The organism is Mesorhizobium sp. M7A.F.Ca.MR.245.00.0.0 (assembly GCF_003997415.1).
Classification (GTDB): Bacteria; Pseudomonadota; Alphaproteobacteria; order Rhizobiales; family Rhizobiaceae; genus Mesorhizobium.
In genome coordinates this window covers 1-25,746 of the sequence record NZ_RZTE01000047.1, presented here as the reverse complement: position 1 = coordinate 25,746, position 25,746 = coordinate 1, and the positions used below count along the sequence as shown (strand labels likewise).

The following is a 25,746-nucleotide window of genomic DNA, read 5'->3' as shown; positions in this document are numbered from 1 at the left end:
CTTGGGAGTGCCAATGCTCGGACGTCTCAACCATGTCGCGCTTGCCGTGCCGGATCTGGCGGCCGCCGTCGCCGCCTATCGCAACACGCTGGGTGCCGAAGTGACGGCGCCGCAGGCGCTGCCGGAGCATGGCGTCACGGTGGTGTTCGTCAATGTCGGCAACACCAAGGTGGAACTTCTGGAGCCTTTGGGCGAGGGGTCGCCGATCGCCGCCTTCCTGGAGAAGAACCCCTCCGGCGGCATGCATCACCTTTGCTATGAGGTCGACGACATCCTGGCCGCGCGCGATCAGCTCAAGGCCGCCGGTGCCCGCGTGCTGGGCGACGGCAATCCGAAGATCGGCGCGCACGGCAAGCCGGTGCTGTTCCTGCATCCGAAGGATTTTTTCGGAACGCTGATCGAACTGGAGCAATCATGAGCTGGGTTTCGTTCACCGCCCTGTTTTTCGCGACCTGGTGGGTGGTGCTGTTCGCCGTGCTGCCGTTCAGCGTGAGGACGCAGGACGACGATCGTGACGTGACGCTGGGCACGGTTCCGAGCGCGCCGCGCGGTCCCCACATGCTGCGCGCCGTGATCCGCACCACCATCGCCACCGCGATCCTGATGGGCATTTTCTATGGCCTGACGCACGGGCTTGGATACAGCCTCAACGACATCCCGCACATCGTGCCGGAATTCAGCCAAACCTTAGCCAAATAGCCGGCCCCGGCCCAAGAAGATTTGTCTGGCAAAGGCGTTTTCATCCTTCGGAACAGCTTGGTTCCAGACAGGAATGCCGTGCCGTTTTGCGGCCGGACGAGCGCTGACGCTGGGTAAGGTGGTTTGGCAACGCGTTGCGCTAAGCAGATGATTGCACAAAAAAAATGCAAGGCACGAGGCCTTGCAATTTAAACGCGTCCGATCTGTTTCCGGTTTCCGGCGGCAGCGAGTAACCGCGCCTAGATCGCATCCTCCCAAGACTTTGACCGCGTAGGAGAGCAGATTTTTTTCTACCCTCTCGGTTATCGAGGTACATTAGCCTAAGGCGAATGAAAATGTCACGAAGAATTTTGCCTTGAAACGGGCATTCTCGTGCTGCACTGCACAATAGTGTGGCAGGCGTTGCTTGGCGAACGATCATCAAGACGCGCGCGATGACCGGGAGGCCTTGCAGCGCCGTGGGTCTTCTGGGCGGGCGAAGGACGGTGCGACGCTTCTGATCCCGGCTATCCCATGCTTTCTGAAATCGATTGCCGCTTTTCGGGCCGAAGCGTCCGGGTTCCCATTCCGCCTTGAAATGGCTATGAAGCCGGGTCAAGCAAGCCAAAGTCGCGCCGATTCTGGCGCGGCCCTCCTCACTCACGGACCTGTCCATGCGTTTGTCGCGCTATTTCCTGCCGATCCTCAAAGAAAACCCGCGCGAGGCCGAGATCGTCTCGCACCGGCTGATGCTGCGCGCCGGCATGATCCGCCAGCAGGGGCAGGGCAGTTTCTCGTGGCTGCCGCTCGGCAAGCGGGTGCTGGACAAGGTCTGCCGCATCATTCGCGAGGAGCAGAACCGCGCCGGTGCGCTGGAAATCCTGATGCCGACCATCCAGTCGGCCGATCTGTGGCGCGAAAGCGGCCGCTATGACGACTATGGCAAGGAGATGCTGCGCATCAAGGACCGGCAGGACCGCGACATGCTCTACGGCCCGACCAATGAGGAAGTGGTCACCGAGATCGTCCGCGCCTATGTGAAGTCCTACAAGGACCTGCCGCTCAATCTCTACCACATCCAGTGGAAGTTCCGCGACGAAGTGCGGCCGCGTTTCGGCGTCATGCGTTCGCGCGAGTTCCTGATGAAGGACGCCTATTCCTTCGACCTCGACTTCGAGGGCGCCAGGGCGGCCTACAACAGGATGTTCGTGTCCTATCTCCGGACTTTTACGCGCATGGGGCTGCAGGCGATACCGATGCGGGCCGACACCGGGCCGATCGGCGGCGATCTCAGCCATGAATTCATCATCCTGGCCGACACCGGCGAGAGCCAGGTCTATTGCCACCGCGACTATCTTTCGCTCGATGTGCCCGGAGAGAAGACCGACTTCGCCAATGCCGCCGAGATCGGCGATATCGTCGAGACTTGGACGACACCCTACGCAGCCACCGACGAGATGCACGACGAGGCGGCGTGGGAGAAGATCGGCGAGAGCGACAAGGTTTCGGCGCGCGGCATCGAGGTCGGCCACATCTTCCATTTCGGCGACAAATATTCGAAGCCGATGGGCGCCAAGGTGACCGGGCCCGACGGCAAGGATCATTTCGTATCCGGCGGCTCCTACGGCATCGGTCCGTCGCGCCTGGTCGCGGCGATCATCGAAGCCAGCCATGACGACAACGGCATCATCTGGCCGGAGGCGGTGGCTCCGTTCGACATCGGGCTGATCAACATGAAAGCGGGCGACGCCGAGTGCGACCGCGTCTGCGACGAGCTGCATGCCGCTTTCGTCGCCGCCGGCAAGGACGTGCTCTACGACGACACCGACCAGAGGCCCGGCGGCAAGTTCGCCACCGCCGACCTGATCGGCCTGCCCTGGCAAGTGATCGTCGGGCCGCGTGGTGTCGCAGCCGGCGAGATCGAGATCAAGAATCGCAAGACCGGCGAGCGCGAGACGCTGCCGATCGCAGACGTGAAGAAGCGCTTCGGTGTCGCCGCATGAACGAGGCGGTGGCGGCAAGACCGGTCGGCGCCGGACCCTTTTCCATCTTCGAGCGCATGGTCGCCTGGCGCTATCTGCGTTCGCGGCGCAAGGAGACGGTGATCTCGGTGATCGCCTCGATCTCGTTCCTCGGCATCATGCTGGGCGTCGCCACGCTGATCGTGGTCATGGCGGTGATGAACGGTTTCAGGGCGGAGCTATTGACGCGCATCCTCGGCGTCAACGGCCACCTGATCGTGCAGCCGCTCGATTCGCCACTGGAGGACTATGCGCAGGTCGCCAGCCGCATCAACGGTGTGTCAGGCGTCAAATACGCCATCCCGCTGATCGACGGCCAGGTGCTCGCGCAAGGCAATGTCGGCGGTGGAACCGGAGCGCTGGTGCGCGGCATCCGCGGCGAGGATCTGAGCAAGATCGCCATCGTTGCCAACAACATCAAGCAGGGCTCGATCGCCGATTTCGACTCTGGCGACGGCGTTGCCATCGGCAAGCGCATGGCGGAGAATCTCGGCCTGACGCTTGGCGATACCATCACCTTGATTTCGCCCGACGGCGACGTGACGCCGATCGGCACCACGCCGCGCATGAAGGGTTACAAGATCGCGGCGATCTTCGAAGTCGGCATGTCCGAATATGACACCTCCATCGTCTACATGCCGTTTTCCGAAGCGCAGCTCTATTTCAACATGGACGGGCGGGCGCAGACGATCGAGATCTATGTCGACAATCCAGACGATGTCGATGCGCTGAAACCGAAGGTGGAGGCGGCGGCGCAGCGGCCGATCGACATGGTCGACTGGCGCCAGCGCAACGAGACCTTCTTCTCCGCGCTGCAGGTCGAGCGCAACGTCATGTTCATGATCCTGACGCTGATCGTGCTGGTGGCGGCGCTGAACATCATCTCCGGCCTGATCATGCTGGTGAAGGACAAGGGGCACGACATCGCCATCCTGCGCACCATGGGGGCGTCGAGGGGCGCCATCCTGCGCATCTTCCTGATGACGGGGGCGGCGATCGGCGTGACCGGCACGCTTGCTGGTGTGCTGCTCGGCGTGCTGATCTGCACCAACATCGAATCCATCCGCCAGTTCTTCTCATGGATGACCGGCAAGGTGCTGTTCAATCCGGAGCTTTATTTCCTCAGCCAGTTGCCGGCGAAGATGGATCCGCGCGAGACGACCTATGTCGTCCTGATGGCGCTCGGACTGTCCTTCCTGGCAACGGTGTTTCCGGCATGGCGCGCCGCGCGCCTCGATCCGGTCGAAGCCTTGAGGTACGAGTAGTGGCCGAGGTCATTATCGAGCTGAAGAGCGTCGAGCGGCACTATGTCCAGGGGCCGCGCAAGCTCACCATCCTGAACGGCGCCGATTTCTCGCTGAAGCGCGGCGAGATGGTGGCGCTGGTAGCGCCGTCGGGCACCGGTAAGTCGACCCTGCTGCACACTGCCGGCTTGCTGGAGCGTCCCGACGCCGGCGACGTCATCCTGGCCGGCCGTGCCTGCGGGCGGCTCTCCGATGACGAGCGCACGGCGATCCGCCGCAACGATGTCGGCTTCGTCTACCAGTTCCATCACCTGCTGCCGGAATTCTCGGCGCTGGAAAACATCATGATGCCGCAGCTCATCAAGGGGCTCAGCCGCAAGGACGCGGCCGAGCGCGCGGCGCAGCTGCTCGATTACATGCAGATCGGCAAGCGCGCGTCGCACCGGCCGTCCGAACTCTCCGGCGGCGAACAGCAGCGCGTCGCCATCGCGCGTGCGGTCGCCAATGCGCCGCTGGTGCTGCTGGCCGACGAGCCGACCGGCAATCTCGATCCGGTCACCGCGTCTTATGTGTTCGAGGCGCTGGCGGCGCTGGTCAAGCAATCGGGCCTCGCGGCGCTGATCGCCACACACAATCACGAGCTAGCATCGCGCATGGACCGGCGCGTCACGCTGGCCGACGGCAAAGTGGTGCCGCTTTAGTCTCTGATGTCGTCATCCTAGGGCGAAGCTCCGCGGAGCGGAGCGTAGACCCTAGGATCCATGCCGTTACTTTCGAGACAAATGCAGGGGTCGAGGATATGCGACCTCTATCAGAGCGATAATTCTGCACCGTAGCATCGCCCCTGGGTCACGGCATGGATCCTAGGGTCTGCGCGCGTCGCTCCGCTCCTTGCTCCGCCCTAGGATGACGATGCGATGGCTAATCGCAAAGGCTTCGGTCAGCCCACGTAGCACCGTCGCTCGCCCCTCAACCCTTTCTTAACCCTGCCGATTTGATCGCCCGGAAATTCCGGGCGCGGGCGGATCGTGCCCGTTGACTTTGAAACAAAATTAGAACAAAATGCGAACATATCAACAACAGGAGAGAGTTATGACCGATCTGGTTCAGGATGTCATCTCACTGGTTTGCATGAGCACCTTCCTTGTTTCCATGGCGATCTGGATCGGAGCCATGTGATTTGGCGGCGTTCGCCGCCGCTGTTCCTATGCGGTGGAAGGCCGTTCCGCCGTTAAGCTTTTCTTGCCGCCGTAACGTTAGGGTACCTCGGCAAGACAGGGAGCAACGTCCAAGTGTCGCCCATAGTCACGGCCATTCTGGTGGCTAGCAATCTCGGGCTGATCTTTCTGTTGATGACCGTGCCGCTTGGTTTGCGCACGGTCCGTCTGACCCGTCTGGTGGCGATGGACCGTCAGCGCCTCTGGCAGGCGCTGTGGCCGCTCGGCAGCGATGCCGGCTGGTCCGGTGAGATTCTTTCCGCCGAGGCGCCGGACGGCGAGGGCGTGGCCCGCAGGACGCTGTCGTGGGAAGGTCGCGACGGCAAGCCGATCGAACGCAAGTCGCGGTTTGATGACGTCGTCGAAGGTATCAGCTTCTCGATGCGTGTCATCGAGGACACGGCGCTCGACGCTTCGTTCTGGAAGGACTTTTCCGAAACCGTTGAACTCGTTTCCGAAGGCACCAGCACGCGGGTGACGCTCAGCCAGACGGATCGCTATCGCGGCGTCGCCTTCCTTGTGTTCCGCTATTTCGCCCTGCGCCGCGAACTCTCCAAGCTGCAGCGCTGGGCGCTGACCGGGGAGTATCGCAAGGGCGGCTGGTTCGAGCATCCGTTGAGCCAGGTCGGTTTCGCCGGGCTTTCGGCGCTGATCCTGTGGCCATTCTTCGGCCTTCACTTCGGCGGCCTGGCACTGGCCGCGATCCTCACATCGGTGGTCGCCCTGCATGAGCTTGGCCATATGGCGGCGTTCCGGCTTATGGGCCACAACCGGGCACGGATGATCTTCATTCCGCTGCTCGGCGGCATCGCCATTGGCGGGCGGCCCTATGACAGCCGTTTCGAAGTCGCCTTCGTGGCGCTGATGGGCGCCGGCTTCTCCGCATTCCTGGTGCCGGTTGTGATCGCTGCCAGCACCTTTGCCGGCGCGGAAGGCCACCGGCTGGCGGCGGCCCTGCTGGCGACCCTGGCGGGCTTCGCCGCACTGTTCAACATCGCCAATCTGGTGCCGGTGTGGAAATTCGACGGCGGTCAGGTGCTGCGCCAGATCTGTCCGGGACCGGTCGCACTGGCGCTGGCTTCCTTCTTCCTGCTCTCGGCTTTCCTGGCTGTCGGTTGGCAGGCCGGCTTTTCCTCCAATTTCCTGCTCGCGACGGGAGCGGTGTTTTCGATCCTCAGCCTGCTGACGATGAGCAGCGGGGTCAAGCCGCGTTACGAGCTGAAGCCGATCCGCACCATCGACCGGCTCGCCATGGCGGCGGCGTTGCTGGCAGTGTTCGCCATCCATGGCTATGGCGTATTGTGGGCCTCCGCCCAACTGATTTGAGCCGTACCGGGTCCGGAAGAATCAGCCGGCCTTGCGCTCGGCTTCGACAGGCAAGACCGTGGCGGGACCGAACACATCCTCGAAGGCGGATTTCAGCGCCAGGTCAAGATCGGCCATGGTCAGGGGAAGGCCGAGATCGACGAGGCTGGTGACGCCGTGGTCCTGCACGCCGCAAGGCACGATGCCGCTGAAATGGTCGAGATCTGGTTCGACATTGATGGCGATGCCGTGAAAGCTCACCCAACGCCGCAGCCGGATGCCTATGGCCGCGATCTTGTCCTCCGCCGGCGCGCCGTCCGGCAGGGCAGGGCGATCCGGCCGCACCACCCAGACGCCGACCCGGTCCTCGCGGCGCTCGCCATGCACGTTGAAGGCAGCGAGCGTGCCGATGATCCACTGTTCGAGCGCCGCGACGAAGGCGCGGACGTCCTCACGCCGCCGCTTCAGATCAAGCATGACATAGGCGACCCGCTGGCCCGGCCCATGATAGGTGTATTCGCCGCCGCGGCCGGCCGCAAATACCGGGAAGCGGCTGGCGTCGATCAGATCCTCGCCGCGAGCGCTGGTGCCGGCCGTGTAGAGCGGCGGGTGTTCGACCAGCCAGACCATTTCGCCGGCAGCGCCGCTGCGGATCGCCTCGGCGCGCGCCTCCATGAAGGCAAGTGCTTCGGGATAGGCGGTAAGGCCGGGCTCGATCAGCCATTCGACCGGTGCTGAACCGGGGAGCGGCAGGAACGACGTGGCGATCTGGCTGCGTTCGGGCATGGCGTATCGTCTTTTCGCTTATGCATGTCGCGTCCCAAAACCGCCTCGCACCTTTGGGTGACATCAACTTGCCTTCCATATGGCGATATCAGGCGCAAACGTCCAGTTCCGGCGCTGCGTTCGGACCCTGTGGAGCATTATGCCAATCGCCTGACATTATTGCTTGCCGTGCACTTGTTTCGCCGGAAACGATTTGCTACACGCCGCGAGCCGGTCGGTTCCGGCTCTACCACGTGCGGTCGTGGCGGAATTGGTAGACGCGCAGCGTTGAGGTCGCTGTGGGGCAACCCGTGGAAGTTCGAGTCTTCTCGACCGCACCATTTTCCTTCCCATATCCCGATTGTGCAAGCTCCGCCCGCTGCGGGCCGGGCGCATTTCGTTTGGTATTCCCGCGCTTTACGCCACTTTCTTTTTGAGCGTCGGATTCCCCGAAACCGGTTTCCCCTTTGGGTCCGATGCTCTAGACCTGATTTGCACCTTTTCCGGGATTCTTGTGGCGGGAGGCGCTGGTGGAAGGCGAGCACGAACGGACGATTGGCGCCAGGGCCGCCGAGGACAACCACGCCGACATCTATGGCGAGGACGGCGCCGTGCTTTCGTCCTTCCTGGCGCGGATTGGCGCGGCGATCGCCGACCGCGACACGCTGACCCTCAAGCATGAAGTTGACGACCTGCACCAGTCGGAACTCGGCGACCTGCTTGAGGCGCTGCATCCCGAACAGCGCCACGCACTGGTCGAGCTCCTGGGCGCCGATTTCGACTTCTCCTCGCTGACCGAGGTCGACGAGGCGATCCGTATGGAGATCGTCGACAGTCTGCCCAATGCGCAGATCGCGCAGGCGGTACAGGAGCTCGATTCCGACGACGCCGTCTACATTCTCGAAGACCTCGAGAAGGAGGATCAGGACGAGATCCTGTCGCAGCTGCCGTTCACCGAGCGGATCAGACTGCGCCGCTCGCTCGACTATCCCGAAGAGACGGCCGGCCGCCGCATGCAGACCGAGTTCGTCGCGGTGCCGCCGTTCTGGACGATCGGCCAGACCATCGACTACATGCGCGACGACCAGAATCTGCCCGAGCGCTTCAGCCAGATCTTCGTCATCGATCCGAGCTTTAAGCTGCTCGGCGCCATCGACCTCGACCAGATCCTGCGCACCAAGCGTTCGGTCAAGGTCGAGGAAGTGATGCACGAGACGCGGCACGCCATTCCGGCCACCATGGACCAGGAAGAGGCTGCACGGGAATTCGAGCAGTACGATCTTTTGTCGGCCGCAGTCGTCGACGAGAACGAACGGCTGGTTGGCGTTCTGACCATCGACGATGTTGTCGACGTCATACAGCAGGAGGCCGAAGAAGACTTGATGCGCATGGGCGGCGTCGGCGACGAGGAGCTTTCCGACAGCATCTTTTCGACCTCGCGCTCACGCGTTCCGTGGTTGCTGATCAACCTTCTGACCGCGTTCCTGGCGGCGTCGGTGATCAGCCTTTTCGACCGCACGATCGAACATATCGTCGCACTGGCGGTGCTGATGCCGATCGTCGCCGGCATGGGCGGCAATGCCGGCTCGCAAACCATGACCGTCACCGTGCGGGCGTTGGCGACCAGGGATCTCGACATCTACAATGCCGGCCGCATCATTCGCCGCGAGATGGGTGTCGGCTTCATCAACGGCATCGTCTTCGCCATCCTGATCGGCATCGTTGCGGCAGCCTGGTTCCGTGACCCCAATCTGGGCGGCATCATCGCGGCGGCGATGATCATCAACATGTTCGTGGCCGCCCTGGCCGGCATCCTGATCCCGCTGCTGCTCGATCGTTTCAAGGTCGATCCGGCGGTCGCTTCGGCAGTTTTTGTCACCACGGTTACCGACGTCGTCGGCTTCTTTGCATTTCTCGGCATTGCCACGTGGTGGTTCGGTGTGCCCTGAAGGCACGCCTTTTGGCTTAATTGACTTTTACGTAAATGCCGTGCGAGGCTTGCGCGGGGCGCCATGTCGATGCCGGCATGGCACGGGTTTTGGTTCGGGACATAAGGGTGACGCCGGCATGGCGATCGCCCCTTGGTTTCGGCGTGCGGGAGTGGCAATGCGAGAATATTATTCGATCACCGAGTTGACCCGCGAGTTCGACGTGTCGACGCGGACGCTTCGCTTTTACGAGGACGAAGGGCTGGTGCAGCCGGTGCGGCGTGGCCGCACGCGGCTGTTTCGCCCCTCCGACCGGCACCTCATCCGTCAGATCATGCGCGGCAAGAGGCTTGGCTTCTCGATCAACGAAATCCGCGAAATCATCCAGATGTACAAGGAGCCGCCCGGCGAAGTCGGCCAGCTCAACCTGATGATCAAGCGCATCGAGGAAAAGCGCGAGGATCTCCGGCAGAAGCGCCGCGATCTCGAGGAGACGCTGGCTGAACTCGACCAGGCCGAGGAATCTTGTGTGGAGCGGCTGGTTGAGCTTGGCGTGAATACCTGAGCGGACTGGATTCTATCGGGCGTTAGCGTTCGGAATTAGCGGAAACGTCCATTCCTTCGTCATCCTAGGGCGGAGCAAGGAGCGTAGCGACGCGGCGCAGACCCTAGGATCCATGCCATGACTTCAATGCGCCGCGACGGCGCAGAATTTTGCTCCGCTGCACTCCTCGACCGAGGTCACGGCATGGATCCTAGGGTCTCCGCGACGGAGCTGCGCTCCTGCTTCGCCCTAGGATGACGAAGTTCGCAAGACTTAGGCTAATCGCCGAAGTGTGCACCTGTCAAAATTCGGCGCGATGGAAACCAGGGGCGCCAGCTCAAATCCAGCGGCGCACGCGTTTCGCGTAGTCGCGGTATTTCTTGCCGAATTTCGCCGCCAGCACCTTTTCCTCGCCTTCGATCGCCATCTTCTGCGTGGCATAGGCGGCGATGAACGCCAGCGGCAGGAACCACACGATGCCCGAGACAAAGGCGACGCCGATCAACAGCAGCGTGTTGGCCAGGTACATCGGATTGCGGGTGATGCCGAAGGGACCCGTGGTGACCAGGTGATCGGGCACAGCGTTCGGGTTCAGCGTGGTCTTGGCGCGGACCATGGTGCGGATCGCGGTGACCCAGAGCGCGGCGACGGCAAACAGCGCCACCCAGCCGGTGGCGAAAAGAATATCGCCCAGGAGGTCACCGATCCAGGGCAGGGGATAGAGCAGGCCCAGCGCGATGCTGATGGCGATGGCGGCGGTGTAGATCAGCGGCGGCCACGGTATGAGCCCCGGCTTCGGCTGGTTCTCGGTCATCTGACCCCTTCCTCCATCAACTTGCTGTCGGTCTTGGCGGTACACATGCCGGCGAGATCGGACAGATGCGTCTTCCATTCCGCAGTCTGGTCGTTGTTGTAGAGCCGATCAAGCGTGGCCTCGCCCTCGAGCGTATCGAGCATGCAGACACAGTAGCTCGTACAGAACTCGGTGTCGCGCGACTGCTCGCAGGACAGCTGGCAGGTTTTGAGGAAATTCACCTGCGGGGTTTCGACCTGTGCCGGCATGATCTGCGAGAACAGCCACATGCAGCCGATCAGCAATGGCTGGTGGATCAGGTAGAACGCCAGACTGTGCCGGCCGATAAAGACCAGCGGGTTGGCCCAGCGACCGGGCGCCAATTCGGCAAGCCGGGCAAGCAAGCCGGCACCGGCGGCGAGTTTCGTCACCGCGATGCCCGCAAGCACGGCGCCGAACCATGGAAACAACGGAACGTAGTCGTTGGAGCGTGGATTGTTCGCCGACAGGCCTACCCACCACAGCCATGGGTGATCGAACGCCTCGAGGCGCAGATAGACAGGCGCCGTGATGACGAGCCCGGCGACGACCAGCGTCAACAAAGCCGGCAGGCGCAGGAAGGCGAGGCCGAGCAGGCTGGCCAGCGCGATCTCGTGCAAGATGCCGAAGAAGATGAATCCATCCGGCGTGGCGATCCGGGTGACGACCGATATCGCGATCGCGGCGCCCGCGACCATGGCGAATCGCTTCCAGAAGCCGTTCCAGCGGATTTGTCGGCCATGGGCGAGGTACAGGCTGACGCCGACCAGGAACAGGAAGGTCGAGGCGATGCCGCGCGCGTAGATCTTCCACCAGCCGAAGGCGGTCAGGCCGGGATCGGTGTAGCCGAAGAACTCCAGATCCCAGGTGAAATGGTAGCTCGCCATGGCGATCAGCGCGATGCCGCGCACGATGTCGATGGCGACGATGCGCTTTGGTCGATCCGGAACGGGTGCGGTCGGCGTTTGGATGCTCATGGTCTCGCATTCTGATTCAGCCCCGCTGGAGGACTATCACGGTTGCCTGGGACAAAAGAAGACCGGCAACTCTGCCGACAACCCGGATCAGCCGCGGCATTGGGCCAGTGCAGGGAAGCCTTTGGCCGGCTTCGCTTTTGCCGGATGCGCGTCGGTTTCCTCTTATTGGCGCTGGGATCGCCACGTCAGATTTGACCCGGTGAATCTGCTTCGGGGAAAGCAATGTCCACCCATGTGCGCCATCCGATCTGGCTGCCGGCTCTCAAGGCCGCGGACGCGCGCACCTTCGCGTCGCTCTATGCGGTCGAATCCTTCGCCCGCGCCACGGTGTCGAGCGTCATCCCGATCCAGGCCTACGAGATCCTGCACAACGAACAGATCGTGTCGATGCTCTACACCGTGGTGGCGATGCTCGGGCTGTCGGTGACATTGTTCATGCCGATGCTGATCCGCCGTTTTGCCCGGCGCTGGGTCTACACGGCAGGCGCCTGCCTGCTGGCCGTCGGCTCGCTGTTCTTCGTCACCGACACGCTTGCCGGGCAACTGGCCGGCATGCTGTGCCGGGTGATGGGCGCCAGCGCGCTGTCGATCACGCTCAACCTCTACATCATGGACCACATCCGCAAGACCGACTTCATGCAGGCCGAATCGCTGCGCATGGCGTGGTCGATGCTGGCCTGGACCGGTGGGCCGACGCTCGGCATCTTCCTCTACACGCGCTTCGGCATCTATGCCGCGCATGGTACGGTCGCGGTGTTCGCGTTTGGCCTGCTGGCGCTGTTCTGGACCTACCGCCTCGGCGACAACCAGTCTATCCGTCCGGGCAAGACGCGCCCCGTCAATCCGCTCGCCAATATCGGCCGCTTCGTGGCGCAGCCCAGGCTCAGGCTGGCTTGGCTGATCGCCTTCGGCCGCTCCTGCTTCTGGACGACGTTCTTCGTCTATGGGCCGCTGTTCATGGTCATCACAGGTGAGGGCAAGCTGGCCGGCGGCCTGCTGGTTTCGGCCGGCAACGCGCTGTTGTTCATGGCGATTTTCTGGGGCAAGGCAGGAAAGCGCTTTGGTGGCCGCGGGACCATGACATTCGCCTATTTCGCCATGTCGGCCGCGCTTTTGGCGGCGGGCTTCGTCGGCGAAACCGTGCCGCTGCTTACCGGCGCCTTCCTGCTCTGCGGTGCCTTCTTCACCATTGCGCTCGACGCCCTCGGCTCGACCGCCTTCATGCGCTCGGTGCGCTCCTATGAAAGACCGCAGATGGCAGCGGTCTACCGCACCTATCTCGATTTTTCCGAGCTGACGCCGCCGCTGGTCTATTCGGTGGCGCTGGCCTTCTTCGGCCTGGGCTCGGTGTTCGTCACGCTCGGCCTGCTGGCGGCGGTCTGCGGCTTTGTGACGTGGCGCTATCTGCCGAAATCACTTTGACCTTCATGGCGCATTCGCAATGGTCACCGGCGGAATTTGGTTTGCCGGAAGCAAGGATTCTGCCTATAGTCACCGGTGTCGCCGGTTCCATTTTGGAGCCAAGAGGGAATGCGGTGAGGGCGAATTTCGCCCAATGCCGTGGCTGCCCCCGCAACTGTGTGCGGTAGTCCTCTCCATAAACCACTGAGGATTTTTTCTTCGGGAAGGTGGGGAAGGACGCTGATCCGTGAGCCAGGAGACCTGCCGGCGACAGGAAACTGACTTCGATGCCCTCGGGTGGAGGGCGAAAGGACAAGACATGACTACCGCTTCCGTCTCCCTCGGCACCTCCGTCTCCTCGCAGTCGCGCTTCATGCAGCTCGCGCTCGCCGGGCTGCTCGGCATTTTCGTGATGGGCTTTGTCGGCTTCTCGCATATCGATGCGGTCCACAATGCGGCTCACGATTATCGCCATTCGATGGCGTTTCCCTGCCACTGACGAGGAATTGACATCATGAACCTGTTTCGCAACGTCGTGTTCATCGCGGCGATCGCAGGGCTCGTGGCCGGCGTCGTTCTCGCCTGCATGCAGGCCTATGCCACCGTGCCGCTGATCCTGAAGGCGGAAGTCTACGAACAGGCCGGCGGCGGGCATCACCATGACCATGCCGCTCCGGCCGCAACGGATAGCAATGCCATGAGCACAACTGCTCCGGCGGCGGAAGCCGCTCCGGCAGACGAAGGCTGGGCGCCGGCAGACGGTTTCGAGCGTTTCGCCTTCAGCGTGCTTGCCAACATCGTCACCGGCATCGGCTTCGCCTTGATCCTGGTCGCGGTCTCCGAATTCGCCTGCGGCATCGGTGGCTGGCGCCAGGGCGTGTTCTGGGGCCTGGCCGGCTTTGCCGTGTTCACGCTGGCGCCGGGCCTCGGCCTGCCGCCGGAACTGCCGGCCATGCCGGCCGCCGATCTCACCCATCGGCAGATCTGGTGGTGGGCGACGGTGGCGGCAACCGCTGCCGGTCTCGGCCTGATCGCGTTTCGCAAGTCGCTGCCGCTCGCGATCCTTGCCGTCCTTTTGATCGTCGCACCGCATGTTGTCGGTGCACCGCAGCCGGACAGTTACGAGACGGCGATTCCAGAAGGGCTGCATCACCAGTTCGTGGTGGCGGTGACCGTGACCAATCTGGTGTTCTGGCTGGTGCTCGGCGCGGTCGTCGGCGTGGTGCGTGGCCGTTTCACCGGCACCGCGACCAGCCTGCGCGACAGCTTTGCCTGATCGCAAGACACTGACCTTCCTCATCGGCGGTGCGCGCTCCGGCAAGAGCGCGCACGCCGAAATTCTGGCGACCGCCATGCCGCCCCCCTGGACCTATATCGCCACGGCGCAAGCCTATGATGACGAGATGCATGAACGCATTGCGTTGCACCGATCGCGGCGCGGCGAAGGCTGGACGACCATCGACGCACCGCTCGATCTCGCCGGTACGCTTGCCGCCTTGCCGGACGATCGGCCGGTGCTTGTCGACTGCCTGACGCTGTGGCTGACCAACCATATGCTGGCCGAACACGATTTCGAGCTTGAATGCCGGCGATTGGCGGAGGTGCTTTCGCGGCCGCGCGGCCCCTGGTTCGTGGTGTCAAATGAAGTCGGCCAAGGCATAGTGCCGGACAATGCGCTGGCGCGCCGGTTTCGCGATGCCGCCGGCCGGCTCAACCAGCAGGTCGCCGCCGTCGCCGACATGGTGCTGCTTATGGTGGCAGGGCTGCCGCTCAAGGTGAAATGACATGACCGACATCGACAATAGGGACGAAGAACGCCACCGCGCCAAGATGGCCAAGCGCAAGGCTGTGCAGGATGCCGAGGTGGCGAGCAAGACGGTCGAGAAGGGCTTGCTCATCGTCAACACCGGACCGGGCAAGGGAAAGACCACCGCCGCCTTTGGCCTGGCGCTGCGCATGCTCGGCTACGGCAAGCGGGTCGGGGTCGTCCAGTTCATCAAGGGCAAGTGGCACACCGGCGAGAAGGACGCCTTCGCCGCCTTCGGCGACCGCGTTGTCTGGCACGCGATGGGCGAGGGGTTCACCTGGGAAACGCAGGACCTGAAGCGCGACATCGCCGCCGCCGAAGCCGCGTGGGCCAAGGTGCTTGAGCTGATGGCCGATCCGTCGATCAGCCTTCTGGTGCTCGACGAACTGAACATTGCGCTGCGCTACGACTATCTCGACCTCGACAAAGTGGTTGCGGCGTTGAAGGCGCGGCGTGAGGGCCTGCATGTCGTGGTCACCGGCCGCAACGCCAAGCCGGCGCTGATCGAGGCGGCCGACCTCGTCACCGAAATGGGCGTAACCAAGCACCATTTTTCCGCAGGCGTGAAAGCGCAGCAGGGGATCGAGTTCTGAGCGTTTCTTACCCTCCCCACAAGGGGGAGGGTGAAGTAGATCACGCCACGATGACAACGACCGAAACCAACCCGAACAGCGCGATCAGCAGATAGTCGGCGACGCGATAGAGTTTCAGCGCTCGCCTTATGTCGACGCTGTCGGCCTCGCGCCGCCCACCTTCGCCCATGAAGACGTCGTCCACGAGCACGCCGCCGTAGCTGCGCGGCCCGGCGAGCGCCAGGCCGAGCGCACCGGCCATCGCCGCTTCCGGCCAGCCGGCATTGGGTGAGCGGTGTTTTTTCGCGTCGCGCCACACCGCATGCCAGGCATTTTTCGCATCAGCGCCTTTGACGAAGAACGCCGCCAGCACGATCAGCAGCGCCGTCAGCCGCGACGCCGGCAGATTGATCCAGTCGTCGAAGCGCGCCGCCGCCCAGCCGAAGGCCTCGTGGCGCGGGGTGCGGTGGCCGATCATCGAATCGGCGGTGTTGGCGGCCTTGTAGGCGGCGCCGCCGGCCAGGCCGCCGACGCCGGTCCAGAAGGCGGGGGCGACGATGCCGTCGGAGAAATTCTCAGCCAGGCTCTCGATCGCGGCGCGGCAGACGCCGGCCCTGTCGAGCGTTTCAGGGTCGCGGCCGACGATTCGCGAAACGGCAAGGCGGGCCAGAGCGAGGCCACCGGTGTCGAGCGCGTCCGCCACAGCCTCGACATGCTCATAGAGGCTCTTCTGCGACAGAAGCGACGTTGCCAGAAGGGCAGTGATGACCAGGCCCATGGGAACGAACCAGAACAGGATCTGCACGCCCAGGCCAATTATCGCCGGCACCAGCACGATGACCAGCAGCGCCTGGACACCACGCTTGCGACGCAGCGCGTCGGGATCAGTGGCGCGGTTGAGCCTGCGGTCGAGAAAGGATATCAGCCTGCCGAACCACGTCACCGGATGGCCGATGGCGCGAAACAGCCAATCGGGGTAACCGAGGGCGAATTCGACGGCCAATGACAGGAAAGCGATCAGGACTGACATGAAGCTTCTTAATGGGGCGGTTGTGGACCATGGTGGAAGTCTTGGCCGCGCGAGGGCGCTTTTCCCCAACGCCCTGCTGCCATTCGTCGACCTCTCGACCGGTATCAATCCGCACTCCTACCCGCTTTTCGACCTGCCCGCCACCTCGCTGTCGCGGTTGCCGGAAGCCGCGCGCACGCGTGAGCTGACAGAGATCGCTGCCAGTGCCTATGGGGCGCCGTCGCCAGCCAACATCGTGGCGGCACCGGGCACGCAGATCCTGTTGCCGCGCGTCGCCTCGCTGATTACCCCCGGAAGGGCGCTGGTGCTGGGTCCGACCTACGCCGAACATGCCCGCGCAGCAGTGATCGCCGGGCACGCGGTGACCGAGGTCGGCGATTTCGCTGACCTGGCGGACGCCGACCTTGCCATCATGGTCAATCCGAACAATCCGGATGGACGTGTCATCGAGCGCGACCGGTTGCTGGCTCTGGCTGCCGGATTGCGCGCCAAGGGCGGGCTGCTGGTTGTCGACGAGGCGTTCATGGATGTTGGGCCGCGCGAGCATAGCCTCTGCGGCGATGTCGGCCAGGGCGGCGTCGTCGTGCTGCGCTCGTTCGGCAAGTTCTTTGGTCTGGCCGGCCTGCGGCTCGGTTTTGCACTTTCCGATGCTGTGACGGTCGAACGGCTGGAAACACAATTCGGGCCATGGGCCGTTGCCGGCCCGGCGCTGGAATACGGCATTCGCGCGCTTGCCGACATCGGCTGGCAGGACGCGATGCGGACGGCGCTGGCTGATGAATCGGCGCGGCTCGATGCGCTGTTCGGCCGCTTCGGTATTCCCGTTATGGGCGGCACCACGCTGTTCCGTTTTCTTCGCCTGCCGCATGCTGCCGATTTGTTTGCCGCGCTCGGCGGGCGCGGCATTCTGCTTCGCCATTTTGCCGATCGGCCTGACGTTCTGCGCGCCGGCCTGCCGGGGAGTGAGGAGGAATGGCAGCGGCTCGAGACCGTTCTTGCCGAATGGGCGTCGCGGCGCGAGCATCAATCGAAGGGTTCGAAACAATGATCCATGTCTGCTCGCTGGCAAAGATCGAGGAAACGGTGGCCAGGAGCGGCGCCGACCGCATGCTGTCGCTGCTTGCCGCCGGAACGGCGGTGGTCCGGCCGGCCTCGATATCGAAAGAAAATCATCTGCATCTGGTCATGCATGACATCGCGGCGGCGCAGGACGGCATGACCATGCCGGGCGAGGAGCATGTCCGCAACCTGCTCGATTTCGCGCGCCGCTGGGACCGTGCAAGGCCGATGCTCGTGCATTGCTATGCCGGCATCAGCCGCTCGACGGCTTCGGCCTATATCATCGCGGCCGCATTGGCGCCGAAACGCGACGAGGCCGAATTGGCGAGGACGCTGCGGGCGCTGTCGCCCTCGGCAACACCCAATCCGCGACTGATCGCGGTGGCCGATGCGCTGCTTGATCGCAACGGCCGCATGATCGAGGCGATCGAATCGATCGGCCGCGGTGCGGATGCCTTTGAAGGCACGCCGTTCGCGCTGAGGATCGACAGCTAGCTGCCCCCATATCGTTGTTCGATTGTCGGGTGCCTTCATTCGCCCAATCTTCATGCCCGTGCCGTACCCGGACAATGAACACGTCGTCGTCGGCTTCGATCCGGTAGACGACAAGATGGGCTTTGAAGGGATGGATACGCATCGGTGGCGCCAATTCAAGCCGCTCCCGCGCTATTCGGGGACTGGCAGCGATCAGGTCAAAGATCGTAAACAACTTGTCATGATACTGTCTGGCCTGCACAGCGCCGAACAGGCGCACCCCTTGCTCGGCAATACCGACGATGTCCTCTTCCGCAGCTAAAGAAAGGCGAAATCCCACTACCCATTGCCGGATGGCTTTTCAGCGCGTTTAACCGCCTCCGTGAAAAGCGCGTCCCTGGATCGATCGCCGATGCCACTCTTCAAGCCATCATCGACAAAGCGCTGCATGGCGGCAATCTTGTCATTGCGCTCCTGATCCCGACGGATCAAATCGCGCACATAGTCGCTCGCGTTGGCGTAGCGGCCCGTTTCGGTTTGCGCCTCAACCCAATCTTTCATCGGGTCGGGCAATGATACGTTCATCGTTGCCATACTGGCCTCCATATCCCGCCCAGTATGGTCCATTTTGGCAAAGTTTGTCAAAATCTCTTGTGCGGAAATCTCTTGTCCAAAAGCGCGATTGTCTGATCCGCCCTCCGTCGCCTGGTTTGTTCAAGAGGACAGCGCTTGCCTTTCGATGCCAGACCACTGGTTTGGAGGCTACGTCAACCAGTCCGCGAGCTTCGCCTTGCGCACATCCCGCAGCAGGCTGATGAACCCGTCGGCCTGATATTCTGCCGTCAGCCGGCCCTTCTCCGCCGTCGCGATGCTGGCATCGCCGACGACGCCATTCGGGTTGAGATCGCCAGCGATCCAGGCAAAGGCGTGGGTGCCGGTGTGGCGCAGGAGCGAAAATTCGTTTTCGGCTTTGGCGACATTGGAAACGAAATTGTCGGCCTTGGCCATGTCGACGAGGTCCGGCCGGAAATGCAGCATCAGCGAGGTCTCGACATCGCCGCCATGGATGCCGTGGCGGTCCTCCAGTTCGGTGTACATGCCGGCCGGGCGGCCGAAGCGCTGCCAGCTGGTTTTTACCGCCAGCATCTTTTCGCGCACGCGCAATTCGCGCGTGACGATGCCCATGATCTCCTCGTTGCCGCCATGCGAATTGACCACGATCAGCTTGCGCACACCGGCGCGCGCGATCGACAGGCCAAGCTCGGTCCAGGCTTCGATCAGCGTGGTTGCCGGCAGTGTGAGGGTGCCCGGCGCATGCAAATGTTCGTTCGATTTGCCTACCGCCTGGACCGGCAGGATGCGGACGTCGAGATCGTCGGGCAGGCGGGCGATGACCGTGTCGAGCATGCCGTTCATGATCGAAGTGTCGGTCGAGACAGGCAGATGCGGGCCATGCTGCTCGATCGCCGCCACCGGCAGCACGGCGATCGTCGCCTCCGGATCCATCGAGGCGTATTCGGTGGTCCGGTAGTCGCCCCACCACACACGTTTCTTCGCAACAGTCATGTCATGCCTCTTCGATGAACGGCCAGACCTAGCGCGGCGGAGGTTGTCTGTCGATCACCCGGCCGCGATAGCCTCAACCTCGACCTTGAATTCGGGTCGGGCAAAGCCGGAGACGATCATCAGCGTCGAGGCCGGCGCGGGGCTGGAAAACAGCCGGTCGCGGACATCCATATAGGGCCGCAGATGCGCGCGGTCGGTGACATAGGCGTTGATACGGATGATGTCGCGTAGGCCCAGCCCGGCTTCGCCGAGGATCGCTTCGATGTTGCGGAAGCAGAGTTCGGCCTGCGCGCCGGCCTCTTCGGGAATCTGGTCGTCCGCGGTTATGGCAACCTGACCCGAGCACAGCACCAGCCGCTTTCCAGGCGGTACCTCGACGCCGTGGCTGTAGCGGGCAAAGGGCGGCTTGATCGACTTCGGGGTGAGGAATTTGAACATGGCAATCTCCTGGGTGCCGCCAGCCTAAAGCCGGACCCATTACACCTTCAAGATGGCGGTGCATGTTGCCCGGGCGATTGTGGACAGCCGTTCAAAAAATAGGCACGATGCCTTTCGTACAGCATGACCCGTCCGCGCTTGGCCTGGCAACGTCTTTCAAGCGGGCGGCCCCGGCGCCAGACGCCGGTGGCATGTGTCTTGCTTCTTGAATCTTTGGTGTCGAGCCTGGCGCGTGGCGCGCCGGAGCAAACAGAGGGTGGTGTGGATGTACGGAAAACAGAAGATCTCGGTGGCGGCGGTGGCCCTGCTTGCAGCCAGCACGCTGGGTGCTGCTGCGAATGAGAAAGTCACCTTCGGCACCAACTGGTTGGCCCAGCCGGAGCATGGTGGATATTATCAGTCCGTGGCGGACGGCACCTACGCCGCCTGCGGCCTCGACGTCACCATCATGCAGGGCGGTCCGCAGGTCAGCGGCCGACCGCTGCTGCTGGCCGGCAAGATCGATTTCTACATGGGCGGCAATCTGCTGTCGGCTTTCGATGCCGTCCAGCAAGGCATTCCCATGCGCGTGGTGGCGGCGGACTTCCAGAAGGACCCGCAGGTCATCATGTCCCACCCCGGCGAAGGGCTCGACAAATGGGAGGACCTGAAGAACGCCGACCAGTACATATTGGGCGACGAGGGCGTGCAGACCTTCTTCCAGTGGATGGTCATCGAACTCGGCTTCGACGCTTCCAAGCGCGCGCCCTACACCTACAACACCGCTCCCTTCCTCGCCAACAAGAAGTCGATCCAGCAGGGCTACGTCACCTCGGAGCCGTTCGCGGTCAAGAAGGAAGGCGGCTTCGTGCCGAACCAGTTCCTGCTCGCCGACTATGGCTGGGACACCTATTCGACGACGATCGAGGTGATGCAGGATACGATCGACAAGAAGCCGGAGGTGGTCCAGTGCTTCGTCGATGGCTCGGCCAAGGGCTGGTACAAATATCTGTACGGCGACAACAAGGCCGCCAACGAGATGATCAAGAAAGACAATCCCGATATGAGCGACGAGCAGATCGCGTTCTCGATCGAGCAGATGAAGAAGTTCGGCCTTGCCGATTCCGGCGACACCGAAAAGCTCGGCATCGGCGCCATGACCGATGAGCGGATCAAGAATTTCTACGACAAGATGGTCAAAGCCAAGGTCACGCCAGCCGGCATCGACATCAAGAAGGCCTACACGCTGACCTTCATCAACAAAGGCGTCGGGCTCGAGCTGAAGAAATAGGCCGGTCCCGGTATGATAAGGGAAAAGGTGGCGCAAGCGCCGGCTGCATCGGGTGCGGCCCCGACGCTTCTGGCGCTGCGTGGCGTCGGCAAGGTTTTCTCCAACGGCGTGACGGCGCTCAACGATGTCGACCTGACCATCAGGGAAGGCGATTTCCTCAGCCTGCTCGGGCCGTCGGGTTGCGGCAAGTCGACGGCGCTGCGGCTGATCGCCGGCCTGTCGACGCCGACCTCCGGCGTGCTCGACTGGCGCGGCGGCGGCTCAGCTGACCGCTCGAACATCGGCTTCGTCTTCCAGGAGCCGACGCTGCTGCCCTGGGCCAACGTCTTCGACAATGTCTGGCTGCCGCTGCGGCTGAAAGGTATTTCCCGTGCCAAGGCGGCACCTGCGGTGACGGAAATGCTGGCGCGGGTTCACCTGACCGGTTTCGAAGACGCGGTGCCGCGCGAACTGTCCGGCGGCATGAAGATGCGCGTCTCGATCGCACGCGCCATGGTGACCAAACCGCGCGTGCTGCTGATGGACGAACCGTTCGCGGCACTCGACGAGATCACCCGCTTCAAGCTCAACAATGATCTCCTGGAACTGTGGCAGGACGAACGCTTCACCGTCGTCTTCGTCACCCACAGCGTCTTTGAAAGCGTGTTCCTGTCCAACCGCGTCGTTGTCATGGCGGCGCGGCCGGGCCGGGTGTTCGACGAACTTGCCATCGAGGCCTCCTATCCGCGCGATGAGGCGTTTCGCACCTCGCCCGACTATGCGGCACTGTGCCGTCAGGCTTCCGATGTGCTGGTCAAGGCCATCAATTCAACAGCAGGCGCGCATCATGACGGCCATTGACGAGCGGGCGCTCGAACTCGACCCCGAGGAGGCGCGCCGCGTGCGCCAGGCGCGGTTCGAGCGGATCGGCCGATGGGTGCTGCCGCTGGCGATCATGATCCTGGCGATCTGGCTGTGGGATCGCATCTGCGTCTGGAACGAGATTCCGCAATACATCCTGCCACGCCCGGGCGTGGTTCTGTGGACACTCTACAACGATGCCGGCTTGCTGTTTTCCTCGCTGCTGGTGACCTTGCGCATCACCTTCCTCAGCCTGGCTCTGGCGGTCATCGGCGGGGTCGGGCTGGCGGTGCTGTTCGCACAATCGAAATGGGTGGAGATGTCGTTCTTCCCCTTCGCCATCGTGCTGCAGGTGACGCCGATCGTGGCGATCTTTCCGCTGATCAACATCTATGTGAACGACCAGACGACCAAGCTTCTGCTGTGCGCCTGGATCGTCGCCTTCTTTCCGATCCTGTCCAACACCACGCTTGGCCTCAACTCCGTCGACCGCAATCTGCGCGACATGTTCAAGCTCAACGGCGCGACGCGCTGGCAGCAACTGCGCTATCTCAGGCTACCGGCGGCGATGCCCTATTTCCTCGGCGGGCTGAAGATCGCCGGAGGCCTGTCGCTGATCGGCGCCGTGGTGGCCGAGTTCGTCGCCGGCACCACCGGCCAGTCGTCCGGTCTTGCCTCACGCATCATCGAGGCCGGCTACCGGCTCAACGCGCCGCGGCTGTTCGCGGCGCTGTTCCTGATCTCGCTGACCGGCATTTTGATCTTCCTCGTGCTGTCGCTGATTTCGCATCTCATTTTGCGGCGCTGGCACGAAAGCGCACTGAAGCAGGAGCGCTAGGATGACTGAAAGGTTGGCGCGAAGCGCCCCCCTCTGTCCTGCCGGACATCTCCCCCTCAAGGGGGGAGATTGGCTGTTGTCACGACCTTCGCCAATCTCCAACGTTGAAAAAAAAGAGCCGGCGCGGACGCTGCCAATCTCCCCCCTTGAGGGGGAGATGTCCGGCAGGACAGAGGGGGGCAACGCTTGATACCAACCTTCGGCTCTTACCATCTCGCCAATGTTCGCCTTCATCGCTCACTGGCACCAGGCCTTTCCGCGCCCTTCGATGCTGACGGGTTCGGGCTTGCCGACATCGCTGTGGCCGACGGGAAGATTTCCAGCATCACCGTGCATGGCCGATCCGCCGATGCGATCGACCTCGCCGGCCGTATAATCCTCCCATGCTTCGTCGACTGCCACACGCATATCGACAAAGGCCATATCTGGCCGCGGAAACCAAATCCCGATGGCACCTTCATGGGCGCGCTGAATGCCGCCGGTGCTGATCGTGTGGCACGCTGGAGCGCCGAGGATTTGGCGCGGCGGATGGATTTTTCACTGCGCTGCGCCTACGCCCATGGCACCCGGGCGCTTCGCACCCACATCGACAGCGTCGCGCCGCAGGAGGAGATCTCCTGGCCAGTGTTCGAGACGATGCGCGAAGCATGGCGCGGCCGTATCGAATTGCAGGGCGCCTGTTTGCTCGGCATCGAAGGCGTGCGCGACAAAAAGTGGTTCGACAGACTGGCAAAAAGGGTTGCCGCGGCAAAGGGCGTGCTCGGTGTCGTCACCTATATGGTGCCGGACCTCGAAGAACTGCTCGACCATGTCTTCGCGCAAGCGATCAAGCATGGCCTCGATCTCGATTTCCATGCCGACGAGACCGATGATATCTCCGCCATATCGTTGAAGAAGATCGCCGAGGCCGCTCTCTGGAACGGTTTCGAAGGAAAGATCCTCGTCGGCCATTGCTGCTCGCTTGCGCGCCAGCCGGACCTCGATGTGCTCGATACGCTGGACAAGGTGGCGAAGGCCGGGCTCGCCGTCGTCTCGCTGCCGATGTGCAATCTCTATCTGCAGGACCGGCGCGGCGACCAAACCACGCCGCGCTGGCGCGGTGTGACGCTGCTGCACGAGATGAAGGCGAGGGGCATTCCGGTGGCAGTCGCTTCCGACAACACGCGTGATCCCTTCTACGCCTATGGCGATCTCGACATGCTAGAGGTCTACCGCATGGCGACGCGCATCCTGCATTTGGACCATCCGGTCGCCGACTGGCCGCAAGCGGTCACCGCGACGCCGGCCAAGGTGATGCGGCTTGATGGCTTCGGCACGCTTGCCGCCGGCGGCGATGCCGATTTCATCCTGTTCAAAGGCCGAAGCTGGACGGAATTGCTCTCGCGACCCGAATCGGATCGCATCGTGGTGCGCGGCGGCAAGGCGATCGACCGGCAATTGCCCGACTATGCCGAACTCGACGAACTGATGGTGGGATAATGGACGTTTCGGCGCTCAAACGCGATCTTGACGGGCTCAAGGTCGACGACAACCCGGCCATCGTCCAGCAGAAGAGCCGTGACTTCTACTGGTACAGCCCGGTGCTGAAGCAGCAACTGGACCATGTCACCGGCGATCTGATCGTGACGCCAAGGAACGAGACCGAACTGATACGCGTGCTTGCCGCGTGTCATTGCCATGGCGTGCCGGTGACACCGCGTGGCAGCGGCACCGGCAATTACGGCCAGGCGATGCCGCTCTCCGGCGGCGTCGTGCTCAACCTTGCCGAGATGAACGAGATCAAGTCGATCGCGCCAGGTCGCGTTGTGAGCGGACCGGGGGCGATCCTGGCCGATATCGACAAGGCGACGCGGGCGCATTCCGGGCAGGAGCTGCGGCTGTCGCCCTCCACCTACAACACCGCTTCGATCGGCGGCTTCATCGCCGGCGGTTCGGGCGGCGTCGGCTCGATCAATTTCGGCGGCCTGCGCGATTTCGGCAACGTGCTGCGCCTGCGCGTGGTGACGATGGAAGCCGAGCCGAAAGCGCTCGAACTCACTGGCGAGGATCTGCACAAGGTGACCCACGCTTACGGCACCAACGGCATCATATCGGAGGTCGAGATGCCGCTGACCGCGGCTTATGAATGGATCGATGTCATCGTCGGCTTCGACGCTTTCATGGATGTCGCCCGCTATGGCAATGCGCTGGCATGTCAGGACGGTATCCTGACCAAGCTGATCACGCCGATAGCCGCACCCGTGCCGCAGCTCTATTTCAAGCGGCACCAGAAATTCCTCCGGGAAGGGCAAAGCATTTGCGTCGTCATGGTGGCGCGGCACGGGCTGGACGCTTTCCTGGCCTTCACCGGCCGTGCCGGTGGCGAGGTGATCTACAATGCCGCAACCGCAACGCCGGACGAGAAAAAGGGCCTGCCGCCGGCCTATGAATTGGCCTGGAACCACACCACGCTGAGAGCGCTGCGCGTCGACCCTTCGATCACCTATCTGCAGTCGCTCTACCCCTTTCCCAACCAGCTGGCGCTGGTCGAGAAGATGGATGCGATGTTTCGGGGCGAGGTGTTCTCGCATCTGGAATTCGTGCGGCTGGACGGCAACATCACCTGCTTCGGCCTGCCGCTGGTCAAGTTCACCACCGAGGCGCGGCTCGACGAGATCGTGCGTCTGCATGAGGCGAATGGCTGCCCGATCTTCAATCCGCATCGCTACACGCTGGAAGAGGGCGGCATGAAGCAGACCGACGCGGTACAGCTTGCCTTCAAGCGCGAAACCGATCCGCAAGGCCTGCTCAACCCCGGCAAGATGATCGCCTGGGAGAACCCGGACTATGACTACCGGTCGGGCCGGACATTCCTTTTCAAGGGGCTGCAGAGGGCAAGCTGATGACCAGCGTGTGGCGCTGCACCCCCCTCTGGCCTGCCGGCCATCTCCCCCTCAAGGG

27 protein-coding genes, 1 tRNA gene, 1 pseudogene and 1 riboswitch are annotated in these 25,746 nt (G+C 63.0%); of the genes and pseudogenes, 21 read left to right on the top strand and 8 right to left on the bottom strand.

All coding sequences use genetic code 11. From position 1 onward, the window contains the following. The first annotated feature begins 13 nt into the window (after positions 1–13). The 6 genes from mce (at position 14) to EOB80_RS29665 (ending at position 6,486) form a co-directional block, all read left to right on the top strand. A complete protein-coding gene (gene mce, locus EOB80_RS29690) occupies positions 14–418 on the top strand; it encodes a methylmalonyl-CoA epimerase (protein ID WP_063168232.1) in 405 nt (134 codons plus the stop codon). Next, a complete protein-coding gene (locus tag EOB80_RS29685) occupies positions 415–699 on the top strand; it encodes a DUF1467 family protein (protein ID WP_127267197.1) in 285 nt (94 codons plus the stop codon). The genes mce and EOB80_RS29685 overlap by 4 nt, the downstream gene beginning before the upstream one ends. Positions 700–1,352: 653 nt before the next feature. Next, positions 1,353–2,681 carry a proline--tRNA ligase gene (proS, locus tag EOB80_RS29680; protein ID WP_127331470.1) on the top strand — a complete coding sequence of 443 codons (1,329 nt, stop codon included), beginning with the start codon at positions 1,353–1,355 and terminating at the stop codon, positions 2,679–2,681. Continuing rightward, the gene (locus EOB80_RS29675) at positions 2,678–3,964 is read left to right on the top strand and encodes a lipoprotein-releasing ABC transporter permease subunit (RefSeq protein WP_127331468.1); all 1,287 of its coding nucleotides are present in this window, start codon (positions 2,678–2,680) and stop codon (positions 3,962–3,964) included. Before proS ends, EOB80_RS29675 begins: the two co-directional genes overlap by 4 nt. Continuing rightward, positions 3,916–4,644, top strand: coding sequence for an ABC transporter ATP-binding protein (locus EOB80_RS29670; RefSeq protein WP_206516856.1), 729 nt, complete (start codon positions 3,916–3,918; stop codon positions 4,642–4,644). The genes EOB80_RS29675 and EOB80_RS29670 overlap by 49 nt, the downstream gene beginning before the upstream one ends. Before the next feature lie 591 nt (positions 4,645–5,235). Further along, positions 5,236–6,486 carry a site-2 protease family protein gene (locus tag EOB80_RS29665; RefSeq protein WP_127331466.1) on the top strand — a complete coding sequence of 417 codons (1,251 nt, stop codon included), beginning with the start codon at positions 5,236–5,238 and terminating at the stop codon, positions 6,484–6,486. Positions 6,487–6,507: 21 nt separating this feature from the next. On the opposite strand, the gene lipB is transcribed toward EOB80_RS29665, so the two are convergent. After that, positions 6,508–7,251 carry a lipoyl(octanoyl) transferase LipB gene (gene lipB / locus EOB80_RS29660; RefSeq protein WP_127331464.1) on the bottom strand — a complete coding sequence of 248 codons (744 nt, stop codon included), beginning with the start codon at positions 7,249–7,251 and terminating at the stop codon, positions 6,508–6,510. A 235-nt stretch (positions 7,252–7,486) separates the two neighbouring features. Here lipB and EOB80_RS29655 point away from each other — a divergent pair. From EOB80_RS29655 to EOB80_RS29645, 3 genes are all read left to right on the top strand, one after another. Continuing rightward, positions 7,487–7,571, top strand: a tRNA-Leu gene (locus EOB80_RS29655). A gap of 189 nt (positions 7,572–7,760) precedes the next feature. Beyond that, a complete protein-coding gene (gene mgtE, locus EOB80_RS29650) occupies positions 7,761–9,179 on the top strand; it encodes a magnesium transporter (RefSeq protein ID WP_127331462.1) in 1,419 nt (472 codons plus the stop codon). A 157-nt stretch (positions 9,180–9,336) separates the two neighbouring features. Next, positions 9,337–9,723: a MerR family DNA-binding transcriptional regulator gene (locus tag EOB80_RS29645; RefSeq protein ID WP_023685221.1), complete on the top strand. Its 387-nt coding sequence runs from the start codon at positions 9,337–9,339 to the stop codon at positions 9,721–9,723. Between the two features lie 316 nt (positions 9,724–10,039). Here the strand turns inward: EOB80_RS29645 and EOB80_RS29640 are convergent, their stop codons facing one another. After that, complete coding sequence (locus tag EOB80_RS29640; RefSeq protein WP_127267999.1) at positions 10,040–10,516, bottom strand: isoprenylcysteine carboxylmethyltransferase family protein; 477 nt, start codon at positions 10,514–10,516, stop codon at positions 10,040–10,042. Further along, complete coding sequence (locus EOB80_RS29635; RefSeq protein WP_127331460.1) at positions 10,513–11,511, bottom strand: DUF1624 domain-containing protein; 999 nt, start codon at positions 11,509–11,511, stop codon at positions 10,513–10,515. The genes EOB80_RS29640 and EOB80_RS29635 overlap by 4 nt, the downstream gene beginning before the upstream one ends. A 222-nt stretch (positions 11,512–11,733) precedes the next feature. Here EOB80_RS29635 and EOB80_RS29630 point away from each other — a divergent pair, with 222 nt between their 5' ends. The 5 genes from EOB80_RS29630 (at position 11,734) to cobO (ending at position 15,312) form a co-directional block, all read left to right on the top strand. Continuing rightward, a complete protein-coding gene (locus EOB80_RS29630) occupies positions 11,734–12,933 on the top strand; it encodes an MFS transporter (RefSeq protein ID WP_127331458.1) in 1,200 nt (399 codons plus the stop codon). Between the two features lie 65 nt (positions 12,934–12,998). Then, positions 12,999–13,196, top strand: a riboswitch (cobalamin riboswitch). 35 nt (positions 13,197–13,231) lie between these two features. Continuing rightward, entirely contained in the window at positions 13,232–13,411 is a 180-nt protein-coding gene (locus tag EOB80_RS29625; RefSeq protein ID WP_127331456.1) for a CbtB domain-containing protein, read from the top strand. Positions 13,412–13,426: 15 nt separating this feature from the next. Continuing rightward, on the top strand, positions 13,427–14,188 hold the full coding sequence (locus EOB80_RS29620) for a CbtA family protein (protein WP_127331454.1): 762 nt from the start codon (positions 13,427–13,429) through the stop codon (positions 14,186–14,188). Next, entirely contained in the window at positions 14,181–14,696 is a 516-nt protein-coding gene (cobU, locus tag EOB80_RS29615; protein ID WP_127331452.1) for a bifunctional adenosylcobinamide kinase/adenosylcobinamide-phosphate guanylyltransferase, read from the top strand. Before EOB80_RS29620 ends, cobU begins: the two co-directional genes overlap by 8 nt. Position 14,697: 1 nt before the next feature. Next, entirely contained in the window at positions 14,698–15,312 is a 615-nt protein-coding gene (gene cobO / locus EOB80_RS29610) for a cob(I)yrinic acid a,c-diamide adenosyltransferase (protein ID WP_127331450.1), read from the top strand. A gap of 40 nt (positions 15,313–15,352) precedes the next feature. On the opposite strand, the gene cbiB is transcribed toward cobO, so the two are convergent. Continuing rightward, a complete protein-coding gene (cbiB, locus tag EOB80_RS29605; RefSeq protein ID WP_127331448.1) occupies positions 15,353–16,321 on the bottom strand; it encodes an adenosylcobinamide-phosphate synthase CbiB in 969 nt (322 codons plus the stop codon). Between cbiB and cobD the strand changes: the two genes are divergently transcribed. Together cobD and EOB80_RS29595 are read left to right on the top strand one after the other, a co-directional pair. Then, complete coding sequence (gene cobD / locus EOB80_RS29600) at positions 16,320–17,369, top strand: threonine-phosphate decarboxylase CobD (protein WP_127331446.1); 1,050 nt, start codon at positions 16,320–16,322, stop codon at positions 17,367–17,369. The two genes, cbiB and cobD, sit on opposite strands and share 2 nt — an antisense overlap. Further along, on the top strand, positions 17,366–17,875 hold the full coding sequence (locus tag EOB80_RS29595; RefSeq protein ID WP_127272559.1) for a tyrosine phosphatase family protein: 510 nt from the start codon (positions 17,366–17,368) through the stop codon (positions 17,873–17,875). Before cobD ends, EOB80_RS29595 begins: the two co-directional genes overlap by 4 nt. A 34-nt stretch (positions 17,876–17,909) precedes the next feature. Here EOB80_RS29595 and EOB80_RS29590 read toward each other — a convergent pair. From EOB80_RS29590 to EOB80_RS29575, 4 genes and pseudogenes are all read right to left on the bottom strand, one after another. Further along, positions 17,910–18,194: pseudogene (locus EOB80_RS29590) on the bottom strand (type II toxin-antitoxin system RelE/ParE family toxin); the annotation flags it as partial. Beyond that, positions 18,194–18,448: a type II toxin-antitoxin system ParD family antitoxin gene (locus EOB80_RS29585; RefSeq protein WP_127331444.1), complete on the bottom strand. Its 255-nt coding sequence runs from the start codon at positions 18,446–18,448 to the stop codon at positions 18,194–18,196. The pseudogene EOB80_RS29590 and the gene EOB80_RS29585, both read right to left, overlap by 1 nt. A gap of 168 nt (positions 18,449–18,616) precedes the next feature. Continuing rightward, positions 18,617–19,420 carry a creatininase family protein gene (locus EOB80_RS29580; RefSeq protein ID WP_127331442.1) on the bottom strand — a complete coding sequence of 268 codons (804 nt, stop codon included), beginning with the start codon at positions 19,418–19,420 and terminating at the stop codon, positions 18,617–18,619. Between the two features lie 54 nt (positions 19,421–19,474). Next, complete coding sequence (locus EOB80_RS29575; RefSeq protein ID WP_127331440.1) at positions 19,475–19,858, bottom strand: RidA family protein; 384 nt, start codon at positions 19,856–19,858, stop codon at positions 19,475–19,477. 265 nt (positions 19,859–20,123) lie between these two features. On the opposite strand from EOB80_RS29575, the gene EOB80_RS29570 reads away from it, so the two are divergent. The 5 genes from EOB80_RS29570 to EOB80_RS29550 all read left to right on the top strand — a co-directional run bounded on the left by EOB80_RS29570 (position 20,124) and on the right by EOB80_RS29550 (position 25,688). After that, entirely contained in the window at positions 20,124–21,128 is a 1,005-nt protein-coding gene (locus EOB80_RS29570; RefSeq protein ID WP_127331438.1) for an ABC transporter substrate-binding protein, read from the top strand. A 12-nt stretch (positions 21,129–21,140) separates the two neighbouring features. After that, a complete protein-coding gene (locus EOB80_RS29565; RefSeq protein ID WP_127331436.1) occupies positions 21,141–21,968 on the top strand; it encodes an ABC transporter ATP-binding protein in 828 nt (275 codons plus the stop codon). Continuing rightward, the gene (locus EOB80_RS29560) at positions 21,955–22,806 is read left to right on the top strand and encodes an ABC transporter permease (RefSeq protein WP_127268481.1); all 852 of its coding nucleotides are present in this window, start codon (positions 21,955–21,957) and stop codon (positions 22,804–22,806) included. The genes EOB80_RS29565 and EOB80_RS29560 overlap by 14 nt, the downstream gene beginning before the upstream one ends. Before the next feature lie 186 nt (positions 22,807–22,992). Continuing rightward, positions 22,993–24,285, top strand: a complete 1,293-nt coding sequence (locus EOB80_RS29555; protein ID WP_127331434.1) for a cytosine deaminase — start codon at positions 22,993–22,995, stop codon at positions 24,283–24,285. Further along, positions 24,285–25,688, top strand: a complete 1,404-nt coding sequence (locus EOB80_RS29550; protein WP_127331432.1) for an FAD-binding oxidoreductase — start codon at positions 24,285–24,287, stop codon at positions 25,686–25,688. Before EOB80_RS29555 ends, EOB80_RS29550 begins: the two co-directional genes overlap by 1 nt. Positions 25,689–25,746 lie beyond the last annotated feature (58 nt).

Bases quoted from the DNA above. Each gene is read 5' to 3' on its own strand.
- EOB80_RS29635 (WP_127331460.1), bottom strand. From the start codon at position 11,511: ATGAGCATCCAAACGCCGACCGCACCCGTTCCGGATCGACCAAAGCGC.
- EOB80_RS29560 (WP_127268481.1), top strand. From the start codon at position 21,955: ATGACGGCCATTGACGAGCGGGCGCTCGAACTCGACCCCGAGGAGGCG.
- EOB80_RS29575 (WP_127331440.1), bottom strand. From the start codon at position 19,858: ATGTTCAAATTCCTCACCCCGAAGTCGATCAAGCCGCCCTTTGCCCGC.
- proS (WP_127331470.1), top strand. From the start codon at position 1,353: ATGCGTTTGTCGCGCTATTTCCTGCCGATCCTCAAAGAAAACCCGCGC.
- EOB80_RS29620 (WP_127331454.1), top strand. From the start codon at position 13,427: ATGAACCTGTTTCGCAACGTCGTGTTCATCGCGGCGATCGCAGGGCTC.
- EOB80_RS29685 (WP_127267197.1), top strand. From the start codon at position 415: ATGAGCTGGGTTTCGTTCACCGCCCTGTTTTTCGCGACCTGGTGGGTG.
- cobO (WP_127331450.1), top strand. From the start codon at position 14,698: ATGACCGACATCGACAATAGGGACGAAGAACGCCACCGCGCCAAGATG.
- EOB80_RS29625 (WP_127331456.1), top strand. From the start codon at position 13,232: ATGACTACCGCTTCCGTCTCCCTCGGCACCTCCGTCTCCTCGCAGTCG.
- EOB80_RS29645 (WP_023685221.1), top strand. From the start codon at position 9,337: ATGCGAGAATATTATTCGATCACCGAGTTGACCCGCGAGTTCGACGTG.
- cbiB (WP_127331448.1), bottom strand. From the start codon at position 16,321: ATGTCAGTCCTGATCGCTTTCCTGTCATTGGCCGTCGAATTCGCCCTC.
- EOB80_RS29565 (WP_127331436.1), top strand. From the start codon at position 21,141: ATGATAAGGGAAAAGGTGGCGCAAGCGCCGGCTGCATCGGGTGCGGCC.
- EOB80_RS29570 (WP_127331438.1), top strand. From the start codon at position 20,124: ATGTACGGAAAACAGAAGATCTCGGTGGCGGCGGTGGCCCTGCTTGCA.
- cobD (WP_127331446.1), top strand. From the start codon at position 16,320: ATGAAGCTTCTTAATGGGGCGGTTGTGGACCATGGTGGAAGTCTTGGC.
- EOB80_RS29585 (WP_127331444.1), bottom strand. From the start codon at position 18,448: ATGGCAACGATGAACGTATCATTGCCCGACCCGATGAAAGATTGGGTT.
- EOB80_RS29640 (WP_127267999.1), bottom strand. From the start codon at position 10,516: ATGACCGAGAACCAGCCGAAGCCGGGGCTCATACCGTGGCCGCCGCTG.
- mce (WP_063168232.1), top strand. From the start codon at position 14: ATGCTCGGACGTCTCAACCATGTCGCGCTTGCCGTGCCGGATCTGGCG.
- EOB80_RS29550 (WP_127331432.1), top strand. From the start codon at position 24,285: ATGGACGTTTCGGCGCTCAAACGCGATCTTGACGGGCTCAAGGTCGAC.
- EOB80_RS29675 (WP_127331468.1), top strand. From the start codon at position 2,678: ATGAACGAGGCGGTGGCGGCAAGACCGGTCGGCGCCGGACCCTTTTCC.
- EOB80_RS29595 (WP_127272559.1), top strand. From the start codon at position 17,366: ATGATCCATGTCTGCTCGCTGGCAAAGATCGAGGAAACGGTGGCCAGG.
- EOB80_RS29580 (WP_127331442.1), bottom strand. From the start codon at position 19,420: ATGACTGTTGCGAAGAAACGTGTGTGGTGGGGCGACTACCGGACCACC.
- EOB80_RS29670 (WP_206516856.1), top strand. From the start codon at position 3,916: ATGGCGCGCCGCGCGCCTCGATCCGGTCGAAGCCTTGAGGTACGAGTA.
- EOB80_RS29630 (WP_127331458.1), top strand. From the start codon at position 11,734: ATGTCCACCCATGTGCGCCATCCGATCTGGCTGCCGGCTCTCAAGGCC.
- lipB (WP_127331464.1), bottom strand. From the start codon at position 7,251: ATGCCCGAACGCAGCCAGATCGCCACGTCGTTCCTGCCGCTCCCCGGT.